The organism is Streptomyces niveus, from assembly GCF_001723055.1.
Taxonomy (GTDB): domain Bacteria; phylum Actinomycetota; class Actinomycetes; order Streptomycetales; family Streptomycetaceae; genus Streptomyces; species Streptomyces niveus.
Genome location: NZ_MDCR01000348.1, coordinates 1 through 22,917 on the forward strand (window position 1 = coordinate 1; position 22,917 = coordinate 22,917).

A 22,917-nucleotide genomic window follows, 5' to 3' on the forward strand; every position below is an offset into this window, starting at 1 on the left:
CGCTCCGTACGCTCTGGCACAGCACCCCCGTCGACACCTTCTTCCCGCCCACCCTCACCGGCGACGGCGCGGGTCCCGGCGGCGCCGACCGGACCTGGAACAGGGTCGCGGTCGCGCCCGACAGCGGCTGTGCCGGCGCCCTCGACCCGCTCCTCCTCAAGACGCTGCGCACGGTCGGCTGCGAGCGGGTGCTGCGGGCGACGTACACCGACGCGACCAACACCAGCGTCATCACCGTCGGCATGGTCTTCACATCGGCCGAACCGGCGGCCATGAAGGCGCTGGCCGCCCGGTTCACCGACGAGAAGCTGACCGAACGCACCGACCTGATGCCCCGCACCTACCCGGTGAAGGGGACGATCGCCGCCGGCTTCGGCAGCGCGCAGCGCGCGAGCTGGACGGTGAAGGTCCTCGACCAGGCGCCGGTCGTCGTCTACGCCGTCTCCGGCTTCGCCGACGGACGCCGGGTCCCCGACCCGCAGCCCGTCGACAAGGCGACCGCCGACGGCGCGAAGACGGCCGCCGCCCAGTCCGGGCTCGGCCACGACGCCGCGGGCATCGCCGACCAGATCGAGACCGCACTGAGCGGATCAGTCAGCACGGCAACGGAGTCCTCCGGATGACGACACCTCCGACCGAGACCACACGACCGGCTCCGGCGACACGAATGGCACCGGCGACACGGGCGTCGCGGCGCCGTCGCACCTCCTTCGCGGCCACCGTCGCCGCCGCCTCCCTCCTGGTCGCGGTCCCCGCGACACCCGCCCACGCGGACGTCATCCGCGCCCAGCAGTGGGCACTCGAAGCGATGCACACCGACGACGCCTGGCGCACCACCAAGGGCGACGGCATCACCGTCGCGGTCCTCGACACCGGCGTCGACCCCACCCACCCCGACCTCGCCGGGCAGGTCCTGACCGGCAAGGACCTCATCGGCTTCGGCGCCAAGAGCGGTGACCGCGCCTGGGCCCGCCACGGCACCGCCATGGCGGGCATCATCGCGGGCCGCGGGCACGGCCCCGGCCGCGACGACGGAGTGCTCGGCATCGCCCCGGAGGCGAAGATCCTGCCGGTCCGGGTGATCCTCGAAGGCACCGATCCGGACCGGTCCAAGGCCCGTAAGTCGCGCGGCGGTTCACTCGCCGACGGCATCCGCTGGGCCGCCGACAACGGCGCCGACGTCATCAACCTCTCCCTCGGCGACGACAGCGAGTCGGCCCACCCGGAGCCCGGCGAGGACGCCGCCGTCCAGTACGCCCTGTCCAAGGGCGCCGCCGTCGTCGCCTCGGCCGGGAACGGCGGCGAGAAGGGCGACCGCATCTCCTACCCGGCCGCCTACCCCGGCGTGATCGCCGTGACGGCCGTCGACCGCTACGGCACCCACGCCGCGTTCTCCACCCGCCGCTGGTACGCCACCGTCAGCGCCCCCGGCGTGGACGTCGTCATAGCGGACCCCGACCGCCGCTACTACGAAGGCTGGGGCACCAGCGCCGCCGCCGCCTTCGTCTCCGGCGCCGTCGCCCTCGTCCGCGCGGCCCACCCCGACCTGCGCCCCGCCCAGATCAAGAAACTGCTCGCCGACACCGCGCGCGACGCTCCGGACAACGGCCGCGACGACTCCACCGGCTACGGCATCGTCGACCCGGCCGCCGCGATCGAGGCCGGCGGGAAGCCGGCCGCCGCCGGCGGCGACACGAAGGACAAGGCGACCGGCTACACGAAGCAGTACTTCGGGCGTGGCCCCGACAACGCCTCCGAGGAGTCCGAGCCGGCCGCCTGGCTCGCCCCACTCGCGGGCGGCCTCGGCGCGCTGCTGCTGGCCGGCGCGGTGGTGCTCTGGCGCGGCGGACCGGTCACCGGCCGCCGCCGGCCGCGCTGACGGCGGCCCGCGCCGCCGTCTCGACCAGGGCGATGCCCGCGTCCTTCGTAGGATGCCCGCCCGACAGCACGGCTACGAGGAAGTCGCGCTCGCCCGCCGTGACGCGGCCGACCGAGTTGACCACCCACAACCCGCTGGCGCTCAACGGCATCCAGCCGTTCTTGAGCGCCGCCCCGCCGCCCGCCGCCGAGACACCCCACGCCTGCTCCGGCACCACACCGGTCATCAGGTCCGCCACCAAGGCACGCGACCGCTCGCCGAGCGGACTCGCTCCACCGCCGAACACCGCTTCCAGCAGAGCCAGTTGATCTGCCGCCGTCGTACGTGTGAGCCCCCACTCCGCCCGCGCCACCGACTGACGCAGACCGAGCCGGCGATGGGCCGCGTCCAGTCCGCCGGGGCCGCCGACCACCTTCAGCAGCTCGGTCGCGGCGTCGTTGTCGCTGCGCTCGATCATGACGGCCGCCGACGCACGCTCCCGGGACGTCGGCCCGCGGTCCGTGTCCTGCGCGCGCAGCAGCAGCGCGGCGAGGATGCCGAGCTTGACGACGCTCGCGGTCGGGTGGGTGGGATCCGGTCCGTGACGGTACGCCGCGGTGCGGCCGGTGACCGTGTCGCGTACGGCGACGTCGTACGTGACGTTCCCGTCCACTCCCGCGACCAGCGGTTCGCTGTCGGCGTCCATGGTGGTGTCCCCCTCGCTCCGCCGCCGATTCCGCCCTCCGTCGGCGGGCGGCGACAGCACGCCGACTACCCTCGACCCGTGGCTCTCAAGAACATTCCCGATTCCGGCTTCTCCACCGACGACGGCACCGCCGACCCCGTCCTCACGGAGGCCCTCGCCGCCTGGTCCGGGGATCGGACCGCCGAGCCGCGCGTGCTCGCCGCCCTCAAGGGCGCCCGGCTGCTCGTCCCCGTCGTCGCCGTCCTCGGCGAGAGCGAGGAGGACGAGAACGGGCTGCGGCGCGAGAAGAACAGCGACATGGCCGTCCCCACGCTCCAGGCAGGCGGCCGGCGCGCGCTGCCCGCCTTCACCTCGACTGCCTCGCTGGCCCGCTGGGACCCTGCGGCGCGCCCCGTCGCCGTACCGCTGCACCAGGCGCTGAGCGCCGCCGCGCACGAGAAGGCCGACACCGTCGTCATCGACCTTGCCGGGCCCGTGCCGTACGAACTCACCGGACCCGCCCTGTTCGCGCTCGCCGAGGGCCGCATCAGCACCGACCCGCTCGGCGATCCGGCGGTCGTCGCCGCGGTCGAAGAGGTGGTCGCCGCCGAACCCTCCGTACTGAGGGCGCATCTCGGCCCAGGAGAGGCGGACGGCACCGTCGCGCTCGTGCTGCTCCCGGAGGCCGCCCCGGCGGACGCGGTCCGCCGGATCGCGGGCGCGCTGGCGGCGCACGACGTGCTGAGGGCCCGCCTGGTGCGCGGTCTCGACCTGGCACTGCTGCCGGCCGGCGCCACACCTCCCGGCGAGCCCCTCTTCGTACGCGAGCGCCCCGTCCCCGGTCAGCCGTAGACGGGCCCCGTGTACTTCTCGCCGGGGCCCTGGCCCGGCTCGTCCGGGACCAGCGACGCCTCGCGGAAGGCCAGCTGGAGCGACTTCAGCCCGTCGCGCAGCGGCGCCGCGTGGAAGGAGCTGATCTCCGTCGCGCTCGCGTCCATCAGCCCGGCCAGCGCGTGCACCAGCTTGCGGGCCTCGTCCAGGTCCTTGTGCGCGTCGCCGTCCTCCGTGAGACCGAGCTTCACCGCGGCGGCGCTCATCAGATTGACGGCGACCGTCACGATCACCTCGACGGCCGGGACCTCCGCGATGTCGCGGGTCATGGCGTCGAAGTCGGGAGAAGAGTCGTCGGGAGAAGAGTCCTGGGGGGACGGCGTGTCGCTCATGCCGCACACGATAGGCCCCGGCACCCGGGCCGCTCGGCGGGCACCCGGCGGTTAGCGGCATCCCCGCCGTGCTGCTAACCTTGTGTTACGACCGGTCGGACACGTGTGTGGCCGACCCACAAGTGGAGGCTCCGTTCTCCCACCTGGCTGCCTCTCGGGGCGGCGGGTCACCGGTCAGGCGGCGCCCATCGTTCCGTACGGACGATGGAGCCGCCCGATGCGCGCCCCGCGGTTCGACGCGGCGGTGCTCCGGTATTCATGGAGCTCCCGCCTGTGTCCCGTCCGGGGCATTTTTCGTTACTCCCCGCGGTTGGTCTGACGAAACAGACGTTACGCGGCTGTCTGCCAGACAGTCGTGTGGTGCTACCGAGGAGGATCCATCAGCGCTGAGCCCCGCATTAACGACCGGATTCGTGTTCCCGAGGTCCGCCTTGTCGGCCCCAGCGGCGAGCAGGTCGGCATCGTGCCGCTTGCGAAGGCCCTGGAGCTCGCGCAGGAGTACGACCTGGACCTGGTCGAGGTCGCGGCGACCGCCCGTCCGCCCGTGTGCAAGCTCATGGATTACGGGAAGTTCAAGTACGAGTCGGCCATGAAGGCCCGTGAGGCGCGCAAGAACCAGGCGCACACGGTCATCAAGGAGATGAAGCTCCGGCCGAAGATCGACCCGCACGACTACGACACCAAAAAGGGTCACGTCGTCCGGTTCCTCAAGCAGGGCGACAAGGTCAAGATCACGATCATGTTCCGTGGTCGTGAGCAGTCCCGCCCGGAACTGGGCTTCAGGCTGCTCCAGCGTCTCGCTTCGGACGTCGAGGAGCTCGGCTTCATCGAGTCGAACCCGAAGCAGGACGGCCGGAACATGATCATGGTTCTGGGCCCGCACAAGAAGAAGACCGAGGCCATGGCCGAGGCTCGCGAGGCCCAGGCGGCCCGCAAGGCCGAGCGCCAGGGCTTCGCGCCCGACGACCACGTGGACGAGTCCCCGGACGCCACGCAGGCTCGTGCGAACGCCGAAGCCGAGGCTCCGGCCGAATCGTCCTCCGAGGCGTGACCCACGGGGTGGCCATCCAGGCGCCCCCGGGTCCTGCCCGGAAGATCCAGATAGCGAACTGACGCTCCCAGGGGCCGGTCCGACCGGCCGGGAGCGCCACTGACGAGGAGAGAACGGCGCTATGCCGAAGAACAAGACGCACAGCGGTGCCAGCAAGCGCTTCAAGATCACCGGCTCCGGCAAGGTGATGCGTGAGCGTGCCGGCAAGCGCCACCTGCTCGAGCACAAGTCGTCGCGAGTGACCCGGCGCCTGACCGGCACCGTCGAGCTGGCCCCGGGCGACGCCAAGAAGATCAAGAAGCTTCTCGGCAAGTGACGTCGCGGCCCCCGGTGACGGGGGCGCGACGCAAGGACCGGGACCCAATTCGTTTCCGGGCCGGGTGAGCGGTGACTGACTCCCGCAGAACCCAGCCCCGCTACAAGGAGTTAAACAAGTGGCACGCGTCAAGCGGGCAGTCAATGCCCACAAGAAGCGCCGGGCGATTCTCGAGCAGGCCAAGGGTTACCGCGGCCAGCGTTCGCGCCTGTACCGCAAGGCCAAGGAGCAGGTCACTCACTCCCTGGTCTACAACTACAACGACCGCAAGAAGCGCAAGGGCGACTTCCGCCGGCTGTGGATCCAGCGGATCAACGCCGCCGCGCGTCAGAACGGCATGACGTACAACCGCCTCATCCAGGGTCTGAACGCCGCCAACATCGAGGTGGACCGCAAGATCCTGGCCGAGCTGGCCGTCAACGACGCCAACGCGTTCGCCGCGCTGGTCGAGGTCGCCCAGAAGGCGCTCCCGAGCGACGTCAACGCCCCGAAGGCCGCTGCCTGATCCCCTGCCGGACCACGGTCACGGATCACGGAGCAGAGCACTTCACGCCGGACCCGCAGGCACCCCGCCTGCGGGTCCGGCGCGTTCTACCACCACCCCCCGTCATATGCGCGCATCCGCGCGCGTGTCCCACCTCCCTACGTCCGTACGAGAAGCGAGCCGCCGCCCATGGGCACCCCCGAGCTGATCTCTCCGCGTTCCCCGCGTGTCACCGCCGCCCGGCGGCTCGCCAGACGGGCCTTCCGCGGCAAGGAACGCCGGTTCATCGCCGAGGGCCCGCAGGCCGTACGCGAAGCGGTCGGGCACCGGGGCGACGACGGGGTCCCCACGCTGATCGAGCTGTTCACCACCGTCGAGGCCGCCGAGCGCTACGCCGGCATCGTCGACGCCGCCCGCGCCGCCGGGGCCCAGGTGCACCACGCGGACGACGCCGTCGTGGCCGACCTCTCCCAGACCGTCACCCCGCAGGGGCTCATCGGCGTCTGCCGGTTCCTGGACTCGCCGTTCGAGTCCGTCCTGCGGGCGCGGCCCCGGCTCGTCGCCGTCCTGGCGAACGTACGCGACCCCGGCAACGCGGGCACCGTGCTGCGCTGCGCCGACGCGGCGGGCGCCGACGCCGTCGTCCTCACCGACGCGTCCGTCGACCTCTACAACCCCAAGTCGGTCCGGGCGTCGGTCGGTTCGCTCTTCCATCTGCCGGTCGCCGTCGGCGTCCCCGTCGAAGAGGCCGTGACGGGCCTGCGCGGAGCGGGAGTCAGGGTCCTGGCCGCCGACGGGGCGGGCGACATGGACCTCGACGACGAGCTGGACGCGGGCACCATGGGCGTCCCGACCGCCTGGATCTTCGGCAACGAGGCGTGGGGGCTGCCCGCCGAGACACGGGCGCTGGCGGACGCCGTCCTGCGCGTTCCGATCCACGGAAAGGCCGAGAGTCTGAACCTGGCGACCGCCGCGGCCGTATGTCTCTACGCCTCGGCCAGGGCGCAGCGGGTGCGCGCCGACAGCTGAGGGGGTCCGTGCAGTCACCTTGAGCGATGAGAGCTAGTAGGGTGACGGTCAGGTCGGGGGCCCACTGTGCTCCTCGGAAGAGGTGGGATGCGGGCATGACGGTCGGGGCGAGCGGGTCGGCCATCACACGAGGACCCGTCAGGCCCGAGCCCGGCGCCGGCGCCCTCGCGGCGGACTTAGGACCGGGCCCCGGACCGGACCAGGGAGCCGGCTTCGGACCCGGCTTCGGGATCGACCCCGACGACCTCCCCGACGGACTCGTCGTCGCCGACGAGACGGGCCGCGTGATCTGCTTCAACGCCGCCGCCGCCCGCATCACCGCCGTCGCCGCGGCCGACGCCGTCGGCAGCCCGCTGGAGCGCGCGCTGCCCCTCGAAGACCTCGAAGGCCGCCGCTGGTGGGCGCTCACCGATCCGTACGGCGGTCTCCTCACCCGCTTCGGCCAGCCCGAGCGCAATCTCCTGCTGCCCGGCGGCCGTGAGGTCCTGGTCTCCGCCCGGTACGTACGCGCGCACCCCCAGGGGCCCGTACGCCGCCTCGTCATCAGCATCCGCGGCACCGAGGCCCGCCGCCGTACCGAACGCAGTCACGCCGAGCTGATCGCGACCGTCGCACACGAACTGCGCTCCCCGCTCACCTCCGTGAAGGGCTTCACCGCGACGCTGCTCGCCAAGTGGGAACGGTTCACCGACGACCAGAAGCGGCTCATGCTGGAGACCGTCGACGCCGACGCCAACCGCGTCACGCGGCTGATCGCCGAACTGCTCGACATCTCCCGGATCGACTCGGGCCGCCTCGAAGTGCGCCGCCAGCCGGTCGACATCGGTACGGCCGTCGGGCGCCACATCCAGTCCATCACCGCGTCCGGTCAGTCCCCCGACCGTTTCCTCGTACGGATCCAGCAGCCGCTGCCCGACCTGTGGGCCGATCCCGACAAGATCGACCAGATACTCGGCAACCTCCTGGAAAACGCGGTGCGCCACGGCGCCGGAACCGTCACCATCGAGGTGTCACCCGCCCAGGTCAAACACGTCGACCACGGGCACGCGGAGCACACGCACGCGGACGGCGGTGCGAAAGGAACGGCGGTCACCGTGAGCGACGAAGGTCCCGGCATCCCCGAGGAGTCGATGGCCCGCGTCTTCACCCGCTTCTGGCGGGGCAGCAAGCGCGGCGGGACCGGCCTCGGCCTCTACATCGTCAAGGGCATCGTCGAGGCGCACGGCGGGACGATCACCGTCGGCCGCGGACCCGGCGGCGGTGCCCAGTTCCGATTTATCCTGCCCGTCGGCGCCCCGGCCTACCTGGCTTGACCGCCCACGGGCTCCATCACTCCGCACGGCCTTTAGACTCGGCTCTTGGCACCTTTGCGCCCTCGGCCATCGAGCGGGGTCGTTTTAGCCTGGGCCCAGTCCGGTCGATCTTCGCGGGCCCGCGAAGCCTGGCACCGCACCTCGCTGCGTTGTCGGAGTCGTCCAAGTACGTCCAGTACGAGGACGATCCTCCGCCTTGCGATGCACGGCACCAGGTCCCGCGGGCTGATCCGCGAATACCGACCGGACAGGACCCAACCAACCGGAAGTACGGGAAGAGATGTCCGCACCCAACAAGTCGTACGACCCAGTCGAGGTCGAGGCGCTGAAACCGGCAGAGATCGAGCGCATGCGGGACGAGGCCGTCGCGGCCTTCGCCGCCGCCGGCGACCTCGAAGCGCTCGCCCACGCGAAGACGGCGCACGCCGGTGGCACCTCGCCCCTGTCGCTCGCCAACCGCGAGATCGGCGCGCTGCCCCCGCAGGCCAAGGCCGAGGCGGGCAAGCGCGTCGGCCAGGCCCGCGGCGCCGTGAACAAGGCGCTCGCCGCCCGGCAGGTGGAGCTGGAGGCCGAGCGTGACACGCGGGTGCTGGTCGAGGAGGCGGTGGACGTCACACTGCCGTACGACCGCGTCCCCGCCGGCGCCCGGCACCCGCTGACCACCCTGATGGAGCGCATCGCCGACATCTTCACGGCCATGGGCTACGCGGTGGCGGACGGCCCCGAGGTCGAGGCGGAGTGGTACAACTTCGACGCCCTGAACTTCGTGCCCGACCACCCGGCGCGCCAGATGCAGGACACCTTCTTCGTCCAGGGCCCGGACGGCACGTCCGGCGACGAGTCCGGGGTCGTGCTGCGTACGCACACCTCACCGGTCCAGGCGCGCGCGATGCTCGACCGCGAGCCGCCCGTCTATGTCATCTGTCCCGGCCGCGTCTACCGCACGGACGAGCTGGACGCCACCCACACCCCGGTCTTCCACCAGGTCGAGCTGCTGGCCGTGGACGAGGGCCTGACCATGGCCGACCTGAAGGGCACCCTTGACCACATGGTCCAGGAGCTGTTCGGCGGCGAGGGCATGAAGACCCGGCTGCGGCCGAACTTCTTCCCCTTCACCGAGCCGTCCGCCGAGATGGACATGGTCTGTTACGTCTGCCGCGGCGAGTCCGTCGGCAACCCGGACCGGCCCTGCCGCACCTGCGGCAGCGAGGGCTGGATCGAGCTGGGCGGCTGCGGCATGGTCAACCCCAAGGTGCTCGTCGCCTGCGGGGTGGACCCCGAGAAGTACAGCGGATTCGCCTTCGGGTTCGGCATCGAGCGGATGCTGATGTTCCGCCACAACGTCGAAGACATGCGAGACATGGTCGAGGGTGACGTCCGGTTCACCCGGCCGTTCGGGATGGAGATCTGATGCGCGTCCCGCTTTCCTGGCTGCGGGAGTACGTCGACCTGCCGGCCACCGAGACCGGCCGCGACGTACAGGCCAAGCTCGTCCCCGCCGGTCTCGAGGTCGAGACCGTCGAACAGCTCGGCGCCGGGCTCAAGGGCCCGCTCGTCGTCGGCAAGGTCCTCACGATCGAGGAACTGACCGAGTTCAAGAAGCCCATCCGTTTCTGCACCCTCGACGTCGGCGACGCCAACGGCACGGGTGAGCCGCAGGAAGTCATCTGCGGCGCCCGGAACTTCGCCGTCGGCGACAAGGTCGTCGTGGTCCTGCCCGGCGCCGTCCTGGCCGGCGGCTTCGAGATCTCGGCCCGCAAGACGTACGGCCGTACCTCGCACGGCATGATCTGCTCCAGCGGCGAGCTGGGCATGGGCGACGACGGCAGCGGCGGCATCATCGTCCTGCCGCCGGAGCACGAGGTCGGCATCGACGCGATCGAGCTGCTCCAGCTCGTCGACGAGGTTCTCGACATCGCGGTCACCCCCGACCGCGGCTACGCCCTGTCGATGCGCGGTGTCGCCCGTGAGACCGCCATCGCCTACGGGCTGTCGCTGCGCGACCCGGCGCTGCTGGACGTGCCCGCGCCGAACTCGTACGGCCACCGCGTGGAGATCGCCGACCCCGTCGGCTGCGACCACTTCACCGCGCGTACGGTCACCGGGCTCGACCCCGAGGCACGCTCCCCGATCTGGCTCAAGCGCCGGCTCCAGAAGGCCGGGATGCGGCCGATCTCGCTGGCCGTCGACATCACCAACTACGTGATGCTGGAGATCGGCCAGCCGCTGCACGCCTACGACCGCAACCGGGTGGACGGCGCGATCGGCGTCCGGCGTGCCGAGCAGGGCGAGGAGCTGACCACGCTCGACGGCGTCAAGCGCGTCCTGGACGCGGCCGACCTCGTCATCACCGACGACCGCGGGCCGATCGGCCTCGCCGGGGTGATGGGCGGCGCCGACACCGAGATCGCCGACGGCGAGATCGTGGCCGGCCCGCTCTCCCCGTCCGCCGCCGAACGCGCGGCGCGCGGCACCACCGCGGTCGTCATCGAGGCGGCGCACTTCGACCCGATCTCCATCGCCCGCACCGCGCGCCGGCACAAGCTGCCCTCCGAGGCGTCCCGGCGCTTCGAGCGCGGCGTCGACCCGCACGCCGCGTCGGCCGCGGCGCAGCGGACCGTCGACCTGCTGGTGCTGCTCGCGGGCGGCTCGGCGGAGGCCGGTGTCACCGAGGTCGTCGCGCCCTTCGGGCCGCACACCATCACGATGGCCGCCGACCACCCCGACAGGGTCGCCGGTCTGGCGTACGGCAGGGAGACCGTCGTCCGCAGGCTCCAGGAGGTCGGCTGCGACGTCCAGGGACAGGACGAGCTGATCGTCACCGTCCCCAGCTGGCGCTCGGACCTGCGCGAGATCAACGACCTCGCCGAAGAGGTCATCCGGCTGGAGGGGTACGAGAACCTGCCCTCCACCCTGCCCCGGCCGCCGGCCGGACGCGGGCTCACGGAGCGGCAGCGGCTGCACCGCAGGGTCGGCCGCGCGCTGGCCGGCGCGGGCTACGTCGAGGTGCTCAGCTACCCGTTCGTCGGCGAGGCGCAGCTCGACCAGCTCGGACTGGCCGCCGATGACGACCGCCGCCGTGCGGTCAAGCTGGTCAACCCCCTCGCGGACACCGAGCCCGAGATGCGCACGACACTGCTGCCGGGTCTCTTCGGCGCGCTGCGCCGCAACGACGGCCGTGGCTCGCACGATCTGGCGCTGTACGAGACCGGTCTGGTCTTCCGGCCCACGGGTGAGGAGAAGGTGCCGGCCCGGCTGCCCGTCGACCGGCGCCCCTCTCCCGAGGAGCTGGCGACGCTCGACGCCGCGCTGCCCCGGCAGCCGCGCCGCGTGGCCGTCGTCCTCGCCGGAGCGCGCGAGCAGGCCGGCTGGTGGGGCGCTGGCCGTCCCACCGACTGGGCGGACGCGGTCCAGGCGGCCCGTACGGTCGCCGCCGAGGCGGGCGTCGAGCTGACGGTCGAGGCCGACCAGCACGCGCCGTGGCACCCGGGCCGCTGCGCGGCCCTGTACGCCACGGTGGACGGTGAGCGCACGCTCGTCGGCCACGCCGGTGAGGTGCACCCGCGCGTCATCAAGGCGTACGGCCTGCCGGAGCGCACCTGCGCGATGGAGCTGGAGCTGGACCTCGTGGAGCGGGCGGGCACGGGCGCGCTGCGGGCGCCCCGGATCTCGACCTTCCCCGTCGCGACGCAGGACGTGGCGCTGGTGGTGGACCGGGACGTGCCGGCCGCCGATGTGGAGCGGGCGCTCGGTGAGGGCGCGGGTGAACTGCTCGAATCGGTGCGGCTGTTCGACGTGTTCACCGGGGAGCAGCTGGGCGAGGGGCGGAAGTCCCTGGCGTACGCGCTGCGCTTCCGCGCCGGTGACCGGACGCTGACCGTGGACGAGGCGTCCGCCGCGCGTGACGCGGCGGTGGCGCTGGCGGCGGAGCGCACCGGGGCGGTGCTGCGCGGGGCGTGAGCCGCGTGCGGCCGAGTTGACACGGTCGAGGGGCGTCGCCGGCTTTCAGGTCCGGCGACGCCCCTCGGGCATGTATGGCGGTGCGCGCGGTGCCCTTCGCGGGCGCGGCGTCACGACGGACCGGTCCGGGCGGGTGGGTCGCGCCGGGCCGGTCCGTCGAGGGTGGGACCCCGCGCGGATACCGGCGCAGGCCGGGGGGACGAACACTGCGCCGTATCCGCCTCGCAACCGCTGCGCGGCCGGCGCGCCGCCCGCCCCGCCGCGGAGTACGGGCAGGTAGGCGGGACGGACGGCGACAGGTGGACCGCCGTACCGCACGAGGGGGAGTGCGGCGGCCCGGCCGCTCCTTGCGAGACGACCAAGTCAACAGCCACCGGGTCCGGCGCGGCAGAGCGCACAACGGACCGATCCGGGCATTACGTTCACACCCCGTGCGATCTCGCCCTACTCTGAGGCTGCCGAGCACCGGAGGGGCAGATGCAGCCCAACACCCTGCTGGATTCACTGATCGACGAGGCGCGTATGTCGCACGCCGGGTTCGCCGCGCGGGTGAACAGGGCGGGACAGTCGCGCGGGCTCGGGCTCCGGTACGAACACACCTCTGTGCTGCGGTGGTTGAGGGGACAGCGGCCACGGGGGCAGGTGCCCGAGCTGATCTGTCAGGTGCTGGGCGAGCGGCTGGGACGTACCCTCACGCTCGACGACATCGGCCTCGGCGGCACCTCCGCCGCGCCGGGCCAGGGCGCCACCCTCTCGGTGTTCGTGGAGCGGGCCACCGCGCTGTGGCGCTCCGACCAGCAGCAGCGCGGCCATGTGGTGGAGGCGCCCGCCGTGACCGGTACGCACGCGGTGATGCCGGTCTGGGAGTGGGAGAACCCGCCGGCGGACGTGGACGTCTCCCGCAGCGGTCCCGGACGCGTGGGCCCGGCGGACATCGAACTGCTGCGGACGGCCAGGGCGCACTACGAGCTGATGTACCGCAGGGCGGGCGGTCTCGCCACCCACACGCGCATCGTGGGCTTCCTCAACGCCGAGACCGCGCCTCTGCTGCGCGGCTGCTACAACGACGCGACGGGCCGTCAACTGCACCGCGCCACCGGCGGGTTGGTGGCGGTGGCCGGTATCTGCGCGTACGACTCCGACGCGCAGGGACTCGCCCAGCGCTACTTCCACCAGGCGCTGCGGCTCGCGAAGGCCAGCGGGGACGCGGGGCTTGGGGCGTACGCCGTCGCGCTGCTCGTCAACCAGTCGCTGTTCATGGGGGAGTACCGGCAGGCGGTTGCCTTCGCCGAGGCGGCGCTGCGTACGGCGGGGCGGGCGATCACCCCGGCGCTGGCAGCCGATCTGTACGCGATGCAGGCCAAGGCGTACGCCCTGCTCGGCGACGGGCGCGCGGCGCGCGAGTGCATCGGGCGGGCGGAGTCGGAGGCGGGCCGGATCAGACCGGGCCAGGAGCCGGACGAGACCGGCTATGTCGAGCCGGGCCTGGTCGCCGTCCAGGTGGCGGAGGCGCTGCTCAGCCTCGGTGAGCTGACCGCCGCGCGGTCGCACGCCGCCGAGGCGGTGGGCGCCCCGGCGCACGACCGGGGGCGGGTGCACCGGCTCGCGATGCTCAGCCAGATCGAGCTGCGGCAGGGGGAGCCGGACCGGGCGGCCCGTACCGCGCGGGAGATGGCCGAGCGCGCCCGGGGGATGGAGTCGCAGCGGCTCAGGGACCGGATGACCGTGGTGCGGCTGGGGCTGATGGAGAGCGGGAGCGCGGAAGCGACGGAAGCGGCCGGTTACATCGCGCGGGCTCTGCGCGTTCCCCTGTGAGGAGGTGCCTGCTGCGATATTGCCAACTCCCGATCGGAAGGTGGCAAAACCGTGCAGTGGGCGAACTTAAGCGAACGCACTGTGTATGAAAATCGCTGGTTCCAGGTGAATCTGGCGGACGTCGAACTCCCCGACGGCCGGCATCTGGACCACTTCCTCATCCGGCTCCGTCCCGTGGCCGTGGCGACGGCCGTCAACGAGGCCAACGAGGTGCTGATGCTCTTCAGGCACCGCTTCATCACCGACAGCTGGGGCTGGGAACTCGCCGCCGGGGTCGTCGAGGACGGCGAGTCCGTCGAGACGGCGGCGGCGCGTGAGATGGAGGAGGAGACCGGGTGGCGTCCCGGCCCTCTCCGGCATCTGCTCACCGTCGAGCCGTCCAACGGGCTGACCGACGCCAGGCACCATCTCTACTGGTCGGACGCGGCCACCTACACCGGTCACCCGGCGGACGACTTCGAGTCCTCGCGCCGCGAATGGGTACCGCTGGAGCGGGTCCCCGACCTGATCGCGCGCGGCGAGGTGCCGGCCGCCAACATGGCGGCCGGACTGCTGATGCTCCATCACCTGCGCCTGGGCGGCGGCGGGTAGCACACCCGCCCGGTGCTCAGCCGTACGGGTAGAAGCCCGAGCCCGACTTACGGCCCAGGCGCCCGGCGTCCACCATGCGCTGGAGCAGCGGCGGAGCGGCGTACAGGGGCTCCTTGTACTCCGCGTACATCGAATCGGCGACCGACGCCACGGTGTCCAGGCCGATCAGATCGGCGAGCTTCAGCGGGCCCATCGGGTGGGCGCAGCCCAGCTCCATCCCGTTGTCGATGTCCTCGCGGCTCGCGATGCCGGACTCGAACATCCGGATCGCCGACAGCAGATAAGGAATGAGAAGGGCGTTCACCACGAAACCGGACCGGTCCTGGGCGCGGATCGCGTGCTTGCCCAGCATGTCCTGGACGACGGCCTCGGCACGCTTGACCGTGTCGTCGGACGTCGTCAGTGCCGGGATCAGCTCCACGAGCTGCTGGACCGGTGCCGGGTTGAAGAAGTGGATGCCGATGACCTGGTCGGGACGGGACGTCGCGACGGCCAGCTTGACCAGCGGGATGGAGGAGGTGTTGGACGACAGGATCGCGTCGGGCCGTGTCACGACCTGATCGAGGACCTGGAAGATCTCCGTCTTGACCTGCTCGTTCTCGACGACGGCCTCGATCACCAGATCCCGGTCGGCGAACTCGCCGAGATCGGTGGTGAAGCTGAGTCTGCCGAGCGTCGCGTCGCGCTCCTCCTCGCTGATCTTGCCGCGCTCGGCGGCCTTGGAGAGGGAGTTGAAGAGGCGGGTACGCCCTATCTCCAGTGCCTCGCCGGTCGTCTCGGCGACCATCACCTCGAAGCCGCTGCGGGCGCACACCTCCGCGATGCCTGCGCCCATCTGGCCGCAGCCCACCACTCCGACGCGTTCGATGTCGGTCACATCGTGCCTTTCGCTGGTCCCTGTCGTGCGGGGCTCCGTCCGATTCCGGTGCCCGCCCGGGTCCCCGACGTTACTCCGCGCCGGTGTGTGCACGGCGGGCCGGGGCGGGCATGCTGTGCGGCAACGTCTGTCCGAGATAACCGACGAGGGGTCAGTAAATGCGGCAAATCGGTAGAAGAGGGTTCGTGGCGGCCACGGCGGGCGCGGTCACGTCACTGGCGATCGCGGGAGACGCGGGCGCCGTGGGCGGGACGACCGGAGCGGTGGCGGGCGCGGAGGGCGCCGCCGGGTCCGGTGGCCGGCACAGCGCGCGCAGCGAACTGCGCGGGATGTGGCTCGCCACGGTCGTCAACCGCGACTGGCCGTCGAAGCCCGGACTGCCGGCGGCCGAGCAGCGCGCCGAACTGCTCAAGTTCCTGGACACGGCCGTCGACCGGAAGCTGAACGCCGTCATCTTCCAGGTGCGGCCGACCGCCGACGCGCTGTGGCCCTCGCCGTTCGAGCCGTGGGCCGAGTGTCTGACCGGCGTCCAGGGCAAGGACCCGGGCTGGGACCCGCTGGGTACGGCCGTGAAGGAGGCCCACAAGCGGGGGCTGGAACTGCACGCCTGGTTCAACCCGTACCGCGTGGCCAATCACACGGACCCCAGCCGGCTGATCCCGAGCCACCCGGCCCGCAAGCACCCGGAGTGGATCCTGCCGTACGGCGGGAAGCTGTACTACAACCCGGGCATCCCCGAGGTCAGGAAGTTCGTGCAGGACGCGATGCTCGACGCCGTACGGCGCTACGACATCGACGCCGTGCACTGGGACGACTACTTCTACCCGTACCCGGTCGCCGGTCAGGTCTTCGACGACGACGCGCAGTACGCGAAGTACGGCGGCGGCTTCCCCGACAAGGCCTCCTGGCGGCGCGACAACACCGACCGGCTGGTGCGCGAGACGGGGGAGCGGATCAAGCAGATCAAGAAGCATGTCGCCTTCGGCATCAGCCCGTTCGGGGTGTGGCGCAACATCGCCACGGACCCGACGGGCTCCGACACCAAGGCCGGGGTGCAGACGTACGACGACCTGTACGCCGACACCCGTAAGTGGGTCAAGGAGGGCTGGATCGACTACATCACTCCGCAGGTCTACTGGAACATCGGCTTCGCCGCGGCCGACTACGCCAAGCTCGTGCCCTGGTGGAGCGAGGTGGTGAAGGGGACGGACGTCGACCTCTACATCGGCGAGGCGCTCTACAAGGCGGGCGACCCCGCCCAGCCCGCGCCCTGGCAGGACGTGGCGGAGGTCTCCCGCCATCTGGCGTTCGCCAAGCAGTACCGGGAGGTGCGCGGGCACTGCTACTTCTCCGCGCTGGAGTGCGTCCACGACAAGAACGGGGCGTTCGCCAAGGCGGTGGCCGACCACTACACGTCCCGGGTGCGCCCGCCCCGGCAGGGGTAACGGCCTCAGGCGCGGGCCCGCTGGGTGACCGCGATGCACAGCAGTACGGCGACGGCCGCCAACGGCGCGGCCGTCGCCGGCCGCTCCCCGAGCAGCAGCACCGACCACACCAGGGTCAGCAGCGGCTGCGCCAGCTGGAGCTGGCTGGCCTTCTCGACCCCGATCGCGGCCATGCCCCGGTACCAGACGTAGAGACCGAAGAACGTCGACCCCGCCGCCACCCACACCAGACCGGTCACGCCCTGAGCCGTCAGACGCACCGGCTCGAAGGACAGCGCGACGGCCGAGACCACCAGATTGAGCGGCAGACAGGCGACGAGCGCCCAGCCGATCACGTGCCAGCCCGGCATCAGCCGCGCCAGCCGGCCGCCCTCCGTGTAGCCGGCCGCGCACACCAGCAGCGCGCCGAACAGATACAGATCGCCGGTCGAGACGGCCCCGCCGCTCTGCTGGAGCGTGAAGGCGAGCACCACCGCCGCGCCCGCGAAGGCCGCACTCCAGAAGGTGCGTGACGGCCGCCTTCCGGTACGCAGCGCCGAGAACGCGGCGGTGCTCAGCGGCAGCAGCCCCACCACCACGGCCGCGTGCGCGGTGGTCGACGTCCCGAGAGCCAGCGTGGTGAGCATCGGGAAGCCCAGGACCACACCGGACGCGACCACGGCGAACGCGCCCCAGTGCCGGCGCTCCGGGAACGGCACGCGCAGCGCCAGCAGGAAGCCGCCCGCGATCAGCGCGGCGAGCACGCCGCGTATCGCGACCAGGGACCAGGGGCCGAAACTCTCCAGCCCCCAGACCGTCGCCGGAAAGGTGAGCGAGAAGGCGAGGACGCCCGCGGTCGCGAGGAGGGTGCCGCCGGTGACCGCTACCGGGCCGGTACGAGTAGCGCTATCCTGTGCTGTCATGCAAGAGCGTAGCAGTGTGGCCGAGTTGGTGAAATCTCTACGGGTGGAGCTGAACCGCTACTCACCCGGCGGAAAGCTGCCGTCCAGCCGTGAGCTGGTCGAGCGTCACCGGGTATCCCCGGTGACCGTCTCCCGGGCGCTCGCCCAGCTCTCCGCCGAGGGACTGGTCGTCACCCGCCCCGGCGCCGGATCCTTCCGCGCGCAGCCCAGGCCCGGCACCCCACGGGAAGGGGACACCTCTTGGCAGGAGGTCGCGCTCAGCGCCGACGCCGCCACCGAACTCGTCCCGCGCAGCGTCGACTCCTCCGCCGTCCTGACCACCCTCGCCGTCCCGCCGCCCGGGGTGATCGAGTTCAACGGCGGCTACCTCCACTCCTCACTCCAGCCCGAACAGGCCATGGCCGCCGCCCTCGCCCGCGCCGGGCGGCGCCCCGGCGCCTGGAGCCGCCCGCCCACCGACGGACTGCCCGAGCTGCGCGAATGGTTCGCCCGCGACATCGGCGACACCTGGACGGCCGCCGACGTCCTCGTCACCTCCGGCGGCCAGAGCGCCCTGACCACCGCACTGCGCGCCCTCGCCCCGCCCGGCGCGCCCGTCCTCGTGGAGTCACCCACCTATCCGGGCATGCTCGCCATCGCACGCGCCGCCGGAGTACGGCCCGTGCCCGTTCCCGTCGACCCCGACGGCGTACGCCCCGAACTCCTCGCCGCCGCCTTCCGCGCCACCGGCGCCCGGGTCTTCGTCTGCCAGCCGCTCATCCAGAACCCCACCGGAGCGGTCCTCTCCCCGGCGCGCCGGCCCGAGGTGCTGCGCATCGCCCGCGAGGCCGGCGCTTTCATCGTGGAGGACGACTTCGTACGCCGCCTCATCCACGAGGACGCGGGCCCGCTGCCCGGCCCTCTCGCCGCCGACGACCCCGACGGGATCGTCGTGCACGTCTGCTCCCTCACCAAGGCGACCTCACCCAGCCTCCGCGTCGGAGTTCTGGCCGCCCGGGGCCCGGTGCTCGAACGGCTGCGCGCCATCCACGTCGTGGACTGCTTCTTTGTCGCCCGCCCTCTCCAGGAGGCGGCGCTCGAACTGGTCGGCTCACCCGCCTGGGGCCGCCATCTGCGTTTCATCTCACGGGAGTTGCGGGATCGCAGAACCGCCATGACCGCCGCCGTCCGCCAACGGCTCCCCGAACTGGCACTCCCGCACGTCCCGCCGGGCGGCTACCACCTCTGGCTGCGGCTGCCCGACGGCACCGACGAACAGGCCCTGGTGTCGGCCGCGTTGCGCGCGGGCGTCGCCGTCACCCCCGGCCGCCCCTACTTCTGCGCCGAACCCTCCGCCGGCCACCTGCGGTTGGGGTACGCGGCCGTCGCCGGACCGCAGGAGATCGCCGACGGCGTACGGCGGCTGCGTACCGCCTGCGACGAGGTGCTCGGCGACGGGGCGCTCAGCCGGTGCGCAGAATCCGGAAGCGGTCCGGTGTCGCCGGATCCCGGTCGACCACCTGGACCGGCGTCCCCGTCGCTTGCCAGACGCTGATACCGGGCTCGCGGGCGAACCGGATCCGGCCGCGGGTGCCGTCGACGGCGACCCGCGGCCACGCTTCGGCGAGGCCCGCCCGGTCCGCGCCGTGCGCGCGCAGCACATCGGCGAGGACGGCGATCGTGTCGTACCCCTCGAACGCGACGAACGAGGGCGCCCCGGCCGGTCCCTCGCGCAGCGCCGCCCCGACGCGTACCCCGAGCGGGGTGAGGCGCTCGGGCAGGTAGCGCAGGAACGGGATCGCGGCGCCCTCGGCGCCCAGCAGGTTCTCCCAGGCCGCGAACTCCGGCTGCCCGGCCGGGGCGCCGATCAGCGTCCCGGCGAGGCGCCGGTCGCGGCGGACGGACGTGACGATCGACACCGCGGGCTCCGGCTGGCCGACCAGCAGAAGCAGGGCTGTCGCCGCGCTCTCCGCCAGTGCGTCGCACACGGCGGCCGGGGCGAGCGCGCTCATGTCCAGCTCGACGACGGTGCCGCCGCGCGTGGCGAGACGCTCGCGCAGGACGCGGGTGCCGGACTCCCAGTAGAGACTCGGCGCGGCTGCCACGGCGACGCGGCGGTGGCCCGCGTCCAGGAGGAAGTCCGCGTAGATCCGCCAGCCGCGCGACTGCGGAGGGGGCAGGCGCGCGACGTGGTCCGTGGGCCGCTCCGTGAGCGCGTCGAGCACCGCCGACGAGCAGAGGAACGGCAGGCCGAGGGCGTCGGCCCTGGTGGCAGCGGCGCGCGCGACGACGCTGTGGTACTCACCCGCGACGGCGGCCACACCCAGGCCGGCGAACTCGTCCAGGGCCGCCTCGGCCCTCCGGGGATCGGCCGCGGTGTCACGGACCACCAGTTCGAGCGGGTCTCCGCCGATCCCGCCGGCGTCGTTGACCTCGCGCACGGCCAGTTCGAGTCCGGCGAGCAGATGACGGCCCGCCTCGACCCAGCCGGGAGGGGTGAGCGGGACGAGAGCACCGATCTTGAGCGTGACCATGCCGGACATTGCATCCGCCACTCCCACCGGCGGGCAACCGGTTATCGCCGCCGGTCGACGACTTGGCCGCAGCCAGGTACTTCTAGGTCTTCGCCCCCGGCCTGTAATGGTTGTCATGCCTCGCGGTATGACATCAGCCTGTCGGCATGGACGCTTCCGCAGGACAGACACGACAGACACGACAGACACGACAGACACAGGATCGTGAGCCCACGGCGCCGGACGCGATCACGCGGTGATCGCCCTGACCGTAGAGGCGCTGATTCCGGTCGTCCTGCTGACCGCGCTGGGCCACACGCTCAGGCGATCGATGATCACGGCCGAGGGATTCTGGTCCGAGGCCGAACGCCTCAGCTATCACGTGCTGTTGCCCGCCCTCTTCCTGCACAGCCTCGCCACCGCCGACACCGGCGATCTGCCGGTACGGGCCCTCGCGGCCACGCTGGTCACCTCCACGGTCGCCGTCGCCGCGCTGGTCGTCGCCCTCAGGCCCCTGACGCGGCTGAAGGACGACAGCTTCACCTCGGTCTTCCAGGGCAGCATCAGATTCAACAACTACATCGGCGTGACCATCGCCGCCGGCCTGTACGGAACCCAGGGCGTCGCCGTCGCGGCGGTCTGCAACGCGGCGATCGTGCCCACCGTCAACGTCCTGTGCGTGCTGGTCTTCGCCCGGTTCGGGAGCGCACGCCCGCGCCTCACCGGAATCCTCAGGCAGCTCGCGACCAACCCGCTCATCCTCGCCTGCGCCGGCGGCATCCTCCTCCAGACGCTCGACGCGCGGCTGCCACCGGGCATCGAGCCGGCGCTCCAGGCACTCGGAGCCGCCTCGATGCCGCTGGGGCTGCTGTGCATCGGCGCCGCGCTGCGTTTCGGCGCGGCGCGGTCGTGGGCGGGGCCGATCGTCACCTCGTCGTCCGTCAAGTTCGCCCTCATGCCCGCCGCGACCTATCTGGCGGCCCGGACCTTCGGCCTGGGCTCCGACGCGCTGATCGTCGCCGTACTCTTCCAGGCCCTGCCCACGGCATCGTCCTCGTACATCATGGCGAGGCAACTCGGGGGCGACGCACCGCTGATGGCGGGGATCACGGCGACGCAGACACTCCTGGGCATCGCGGCCGTCCCGCTCGTCCTGGCACTGGTCCCGGCCTAGGGCGTGACCGCGGGCGTTCGTCAGCGCCGGTTCGTACGGTGGCGGCGGACCGCCTCGGTGTTGGCGCAGCGCGCGCGGCAGTAGGCGCGGCGACCGCCGCGGCTGGTGTCGACGAAGGCGGTCCGGCAGGTGTCCAGCGCGCAGACGCCCAGCCGTTCCCCCTCCGCCTCCAGGGTGAAGACGGCCAGGGACCCGGCGGTCACGGCACGCACCCGGCTCTGGAGATCCTGGCCGTCCGGCGCGAAGTGCAGATGCGGGCGCAGGCCGTCGTGGGTGGTCAGATACACGCTGCCGGCGCCGTCCGCGAGCAGCGCGTTGACCCTGACGCACCGTTCGTCCCGCGAGGCGGCCTCGAAGACGGGTCTCAGACGCCGTGCCCACGCCCTGATCTCCGCGTCGGCCGCGTCCGTGATCCGCGCACGCCGGATCGCGTACTCCCGCAGTGTCCGTTCCAGTGATGCGGACCCCCAGGAACCGTCCGATTCGAGGTTCACCAGCGACACCGCCAGATGGACGCCGACCATGTTGTCATGCTCGAACTTCACTCAACCATTGCAGCACAGGCCGGACCGGCCCCGCCCCGCGTGGCACCCGCCACTGACAACGGGCCCGCCACCTGGCAGCCTTCCGCCATGACCGAGACGACGACTTCCGCCGCGTACGACATCTCGACCGACCCCGCACGCCTCGACGCGGACCGGATCCACCGCTGGCTGTCCACCGACGCGTACTGGGCGCTCGGCCGCGCCCGCGACGTGCAGGACAGGGCGATGGCCGGATCGCTCAACTTCGGTGTCTACGACAGGGCTTCGGGCGAACAGGTCGCCTACGGCCGCGTCGTCACCGACCACGCCACCTTCGCCTGGCTCTGCGACGTGTACGTCGACCCCGTCGCCCGCGGCAAGGGCCTCGGCACCGAACTGGTGGCCGCCGCGCGTGAGCAGCTCGCCCGGCAGGGCGTGCGGCGTTTCATGCTCGCCACGGAGGACGCCCACGGCGTCTACGAGAAGGTGGGGTTCAAGTCCCTCGAAAACCCCTCGATGTGGATGAGTCAGGACCTTCAGGACCCCTCTTGACCTGTCCCGCTTTCGGGATCACGATCCGGGCATGAGTGTTCGGGTCACGTTGGTCGCCGCCGCGCGCAGCTCAGCCCCACTTGCCGAACGTTTCGACGACGACCGTCCCCTCGACCGGACCGGCTGGCACGAGGTGCAGCTCGTCGCGCACACGCTCGTGCCACTGGCCGCCGCCGATCTGCGGTACTGCTCGCCGACCGCGCGCAGCCGCGCCACCGGGGAAGCCCTCGGCTACGCGCCCCTCGTCCAGCCCGCCCTGCGGGACTGCGACATGGGCCGCTGGCGCGGCCGCACGTTCGCCGACGTCGCCGCCCGCGAACCCGCCGCCGTGGACGCCTGGCTCGCCGACCCGCGCTCGGCCCCGCACGGCGGTGAGCCACTGCTGGCGTTCATCTCCCGGATAGGGGGCTGGCTGGACACCCGCCCGGCGGACGACATCGGCGCCATCGTGGCCGTCGCCGAACCGGCGGTCATCAGGGCCGCGCTCGTCTACGCGCTGCACGCCCCCGCGCCGACGTTCTGGAACGTGGACGTCCGCCCGCTGTCCACCATCACCCTCATGGGCGGCCCCGGCCGCTGGAGCCTGCGCGTCGACGCCCGCCTCTGAGACGAGCGGCCCCCGTGCG

General features: G+C 72.2%; 23 protein-coding genes. 17 read left to right on the forward strand and 6 right to left on the reverse strand.

The window, feature by feature from the left end; translation table 11 throughout:
* Positions 1-623: hypothetical protein (locus tag BHU15_RS32045; RefSeq protein WP_069630340.1), on the forward strand; the 623-nt coding region annotated here is incomplete at its 5' end.
* Positions 624-667: 44 nt separating this feature from the next.
* Complete coding sequence (gene mycP, locus BHU15_RS32050) at positions 668-1,879, forward strand: type VII secretion-associated serine protease mycosin (protein WP_069630341.1); 1,212 nt, start codon at positions 668-670, stop codon at positions 1,877-1,879.
* Here mycP and BHU15_RS32055 read toward each other — a convergent pair.
* Complete coding sequence (locus tag BHU15_RS32055) at positions 1,854-2,564, reverse strand: serine hydrolase (protein WP_069630342.1); 711 nt, start codon at positions 2,562-2,564, stop codon at positions 1,854-1,856. The two genes, mycP and BHU15_RS32055, sit on opposite strands and share 26 nt — an antisense overlap.
* A gap of 78 nt (positions 2,565-2,642) precedes the next feature.
* Here BHU15_RS32055 and BHU15_RS32060 point away from each other — a divergent pair, with 78 nt between their 5' ends.
* Positions 2,643-3,395 carry an SseB family protein gene (locus tag BHU15_RS32060; protein ID WP_069630343.1) on the forward strand — a complete coding sequence of 251 codons (753 nt, stop codon included), beginning with the start codon at positions 2,643-2,645 and terminating at the stop codon, positions 3,393-3,395.
* Here BHU15_RS32060 and BHU15_RS32065 read toward each other — a convergent pair.
* Complete coding sequence (locus tag BHU15_RS32065) at positions 3,386-3,766, reverse strand: DUF1844 domain-containing protein (protein ID WP_069630344.1); 381 nt, start codon at positions 3,764-3,766, stop codon at positions 3,386-3,388. The two genes, BHU15_RS32060 and BHU15_RS32065, sit on opposite strands and share 10 nt — an antisense overlap.
* 355 nt (positions 3,767-4,121) lie before the next feature.
* On the opposite strand from BHU15_RS32065, the gene infC reads away from it, so the two are divergent.
* The 9 genes from infC (at position 4,122) to BHU15_RS32110 (ending at position 14,325) form a co-directional block, all read left to right on the forward strand.
* Positions 4,122-4,817: a translation initiation factor IF-3 gene (infC, locus tag BHU15_RS32070; protein WP_078494400.1), complete on the forward strand. Its 696-nt coding sequence runs from the start codon at positions 4,122-4,124 to the stop codon at positions 4,815-4,817.
* Between the two features lie 121 nt (positions 4,818-4,938).
* Positions 4,939-5,133: a 50S ribosomal protein L35 gene (rpmI, locus tag BHU15_RS32075; protein WP_023542859.1), complete on the forward strand. Its 195-nt coding sequence runs from the start codon at positions 4,939-4,941 to the stop codon at positions 5,131-5,133.
* A 118-nt stretch (positions 5,134-5,251) separates the two neighbouring features.
* A complete protein-coding gene (rplT, locus tag BHU15_RS32080) occupies positions 5,252-5,638 on the forward strand; it encodes a 50S ribosomal protein L20 (RefSeq protein WP_023542860.1) in 387 nt (128 codons plus the stop codon).
* 168 nt (positions 5,639-5,806) lie between these two features.
* Positions 5,807-6,646, forward strand: a complete 840-nt coding sequence (locus tag BHU15_RS32085; protein WP_069630345.1) for a TrmH family RNA methyltransferase — start codon at positions 5,807-5,809, stop codon at positions 6,644-6,646.
* Positions 6,647-6,741: 95 nt separating this feature from the next.
* Positions 6,742-7,959 carry a sensor histidine kinase gene (locus BHU15_RS32090; protein ID WP_069630346.1) on the forward strand — a complete coding sequence of 406 codons (1,218 nt, stop codon included), beginning with the start codon at positions 6,742-6,744 and terminating at the stop codon, positions 7,957-7,959.
* 280 nt (positions 7,960-8,239) lie between these two features.
* Positions 8,240-9,370, forward strand: coding sequence for a phenylalanine--tRNA ligase subunit alpha (pheS, locus tag BHU15_RS32095; RefSeq protein WP_023542863.1), 1,131 nt, complete (start codon positions 8,240-8,242; stop codon positions 9,368-9,370).
* Positions 9,370-11,919, forward strand: coding sequence for a phenylalanine--tRNA ligase subunit beta (gene pheT / locus BHU15_RS32100; protein ID WP_069630347.1), 2,550 nt, complete (start codon positions 9,370-9,372; stop codon positions 11,917-11,919). The genes pheS and pheT overlap by 1 nt, the downstream gene beginning before the upstream one ends.
* 477 nt (positions 11,920-12,396) lie before the next feature.
* Positions 12,397-13,734 (forward strand): NsdA family TPR-like regulatory protein, encoded by a 1,338-nt coding sequence (locus BHU15_RS32105; protein WP_069630348.1) that lies wholly within the window; start codon positions 12,397-12,399, stop codon positions 13,732-13,734.
* 51 nt (positions 13,735-13,785) lie between these two features.
* Positions 13,786-14,325, forward strand: a complete 540-nt coding sequence (locus BHU15_RS32110) for an NUDIX hydrolase (RefSeq protein WP_079128515.1) — start codon at positions 13,786-13,788, stop codon at positions 14,323-14,325.
* A 16-nt stretch (positions 14,326-14,341) separates the two neighbouring features.
* On the opposite strand, the gene BHU15_RS32115 is transcribed toward BHU15_RS32110, so the two are convergent.
* Positions 14,342-15,202: a 3-hydroxybutyryl-CoA dehydrogenase gene (locus BHU15_RS32115; protein ID WP_023542867.1), complete on the reverse strand. Its 861-nt coding sequence runs from the start codon at positions 15,200-15,202 to the stop codon at positions 14,342-14,344.
* A gap of 158 nt (positions 15,203-15,360) precedes the next feature.
* Here BHU15_RS32115 and BHU15_RS32120 point away from each other — a divergent pair, with 158 nt between their 5' ends.
* Positions 15,361-16,647, forward strand: a complete 1,287-nt coding sequence (locus BHU15_RS32120) for a glycoside hydrolase family 10-like protein (protein ID WP_069630350.1) — start codon at positions 15,361-15,363, stop codon at positions 16,645-16,647.
* A gap of 5 nt (positions 16,648-16,652) precedes the next feature.
* Here BHU15_RS32120 and BHU15_RS32125 read toward each other — a convergent pair whose 3' ends face one another.
* Positions 16,653-17,549, reverse strand: coding sequence for a DMT family transporter (locus tag BHU15_RS32125; RefSeq protein WP_069630351.1), 897 nt, complete (start codon positions 17,547-17,549; stop codon positions 16,653-16,655).
* Here BHU15_RS32125 and BHU15_RS32130 point away from each other — a divergent pair.
* Positions 17,548-19,083 carry an aminotransferase-like domain-containing protein gene (locus BHU15_RS32130; protein WP_079128516.1) on the forward strand — a complete coding sequence of 512 codons (1,536 nt, stop codon included), beginning with the start codon at positions 17,548-17,550 and terminating at the stop codon, positions 19,081-19,083. The two genes, BHU15_RS32125 and BHU15_RS32130, sit on opposite strands and share 2 nt — an antisense overlap.
* Here the strand turns inward: BHU15_RS32130 and BHU15_RS32135 are convergent.
* Positions 18,992-20,071, reverse strand: a complete 1,080-nt coding sequence (locus BHU15_RS32135) for an ABC transporter substrate-binding protein (RefSeq protein WP_069630352.1) — start codon at positions 20,069-20,071, stop codon at positions 18,992-18,994. The two genes, BHU15_RS32130 and BHU15_RS32135, sit on opposite strands and share 92 nt — an antisense overlap.
* 226 nt (positions 20,072-20,297) lie before the next feature.
* Here BHU15_RS32135 and BHU15_RS32140 point away from each other — a divergent pair, with 226 nt between their 5' ends.
* The gene (locus tag BHU15_RS32140; protein WP_069630353.1) at positions 20,298-21,215 is read left to right on the forward strand and encodes an AEC family transporter; all 918 of its coding nucleotides are present in this window, start codon (positions 20,298-20,300) and stop codon (positions 21,213-21,215) included.
* 20 nt (positions 21,216-21,235) lie between these two features.
* Here the strand turns inward: BHU15_RS32140 and BHU15_RS32145 are convergent, their stop codons facing one another.
* Entirely contained in the window at positions 21,236-21,760 is a 525-nt protein-coding gene (locus tag BHU15_RS32145; protein ID WP_069630354.1) for a CGNR zinc finger domain-containing protein, read from the reverse strand.
* An 87-nt stretch (positions 21,761-21,847) separates the two neighbouring features.
* Between BHU15_RS32145 and BHU15_RS32150 the strand changes: the two genes are divergently transcribed.
* Positions 21,848-22,291 carry a GNAT family N-acetyltransferase gene (locus BHU15_RS32150; RefSeq protein ID WP_069630355.1) on the forward strand — a complete coding sequence of 148 codons (444 nt, stop codon included), beginning with the start codon at positions 21,848-21,850 and terminating at the stop codon, positions 22,289-22,291.
* A gap of 31 nt (positions 22,292-22,322) precedes the next feature.
* Entirely contained in the window at positions 22,323-22,898 is a 576-nt protein-coding gene (locus tag BHU15_RS32155; protein ID WP_069630356.1) for a histidine phosphatase family protein, read from the forward strand.
* Positions 22,899-22,917 lie beyond the last annotated feature (19 nt).

What these genes read in the sequence shown, in the direction of transcription:
- pheS (WP_023542863.1), top strand. Translation starts at nt 8,240, where the DNA reads ATGTCCGCACCCAACAAGTCGTACGACCCAGTCGAGGTCGAGGCGCTG.
- BHU15_RS32130 (WP_079128516.1), top strand. Translation starts at nt 17,548, where the DNA reads ATGCAAGAGCGTAGCAGTGTGGCCGAGTTGGTGAAATCTCTACGGGTG.
- BHU15_RS32065 (WP_069630344.1), bottom strand. Translation starts at nt 3,766, where the DNA reads ATGAGCGACACGCCGTCCCCCCAGGACTCTTCTCCCGACGACTCTTCT.
- BHU15_RS32135 (WP_069630352.1), bottom strand. Translation starts at nt 20,071, where the DNA reads ATGTCCGGCATGGTCACGCTCAAGATCGGTGCTCTCGTCCCGCTCACC.
- BHU15_RS32085 (WP_069630345.1), top strand. Translation starts at nt 5,807, where the DNA reads ATGGGCACCCCCGAGCTGATCTCTCCGCGTTCCCCGCGTGTCACCGCC.
- rpmI (WP_023542859.1), top strand. Translation starts at nt 4,939, where the DNA reads ATGCCGAAGAACAAGACGCACAGCGGTGCCAGCAAGCGCTTCAAGATC.
- BHU15_RS32090 (WP_069630346.1), top strand. Translation starts at nt 6,742, where the DNA reads ATGACGGTCGGGGCGAGCGGGTCGGCCATCACACGAGGACCCGTCAGG.
- BHU15_RS32125 (WP_069630351.1), bottom strand. Translation starts at nt 17,549, where the DNA reads ATGACAGCACAGGATAGCGCTACTCGTACCGGCCCGGTAGCGGTCACC.
- BHU15_RS32120 (WP_069630350.1), top strand. Translation starts at nt 15,361, where the DNA reads ATGCGGCAAATCGGTAGAAGAGGGTTCGTGGCGGCCACGGCGGGCGCG.
- BHU15_RS32105 (WP_069630348.1), top strand. Translation starts at nt 12,397, where the DNA reads ATGCAGCCCAACACCCTGCTGGATTCACTGATCGACGAGGCGCGTATG.
- BHU15_RS32155 (WP_069630356.1), top strand. Translation starts at nt 22,323, where the DNA reads ATGAGTGTTCGGGTCACGTTGGTCGCCGCCGCGCGCAGCTCAGCCCCA.
- pheT (WP_069630347.1), top strand. Translation starts at nt 9,370, where the DNA reads ATGCGCGTCCCGCTTTCCTGGCTGCGGGAGTACGTCGACCTGCCGGCC.
- BHU15_RS32055 (WP_069630342.1), bottom strand. Translation starts at nt 2,564, where the DNA reads ATGGACGCCGACAGCGAACCGCTGGTCGCGGGAGTGGACGGGAACGTC.
- BHU15_RS32150 (WP_069630355.1), top strand. Translation starts at nt 21,848, where the DNA reads ATGACCGAGACGACGACTTCCGCCGCGTACGACATCTCGACCGACCCC.
- mycP (WP_069630341.1), top strand. Translation starts at nt 668, where the DNA reads ATGGCACCGGCGACACGGGCGTCGCGGCGCCGTCGCACCTCCTTCGCG.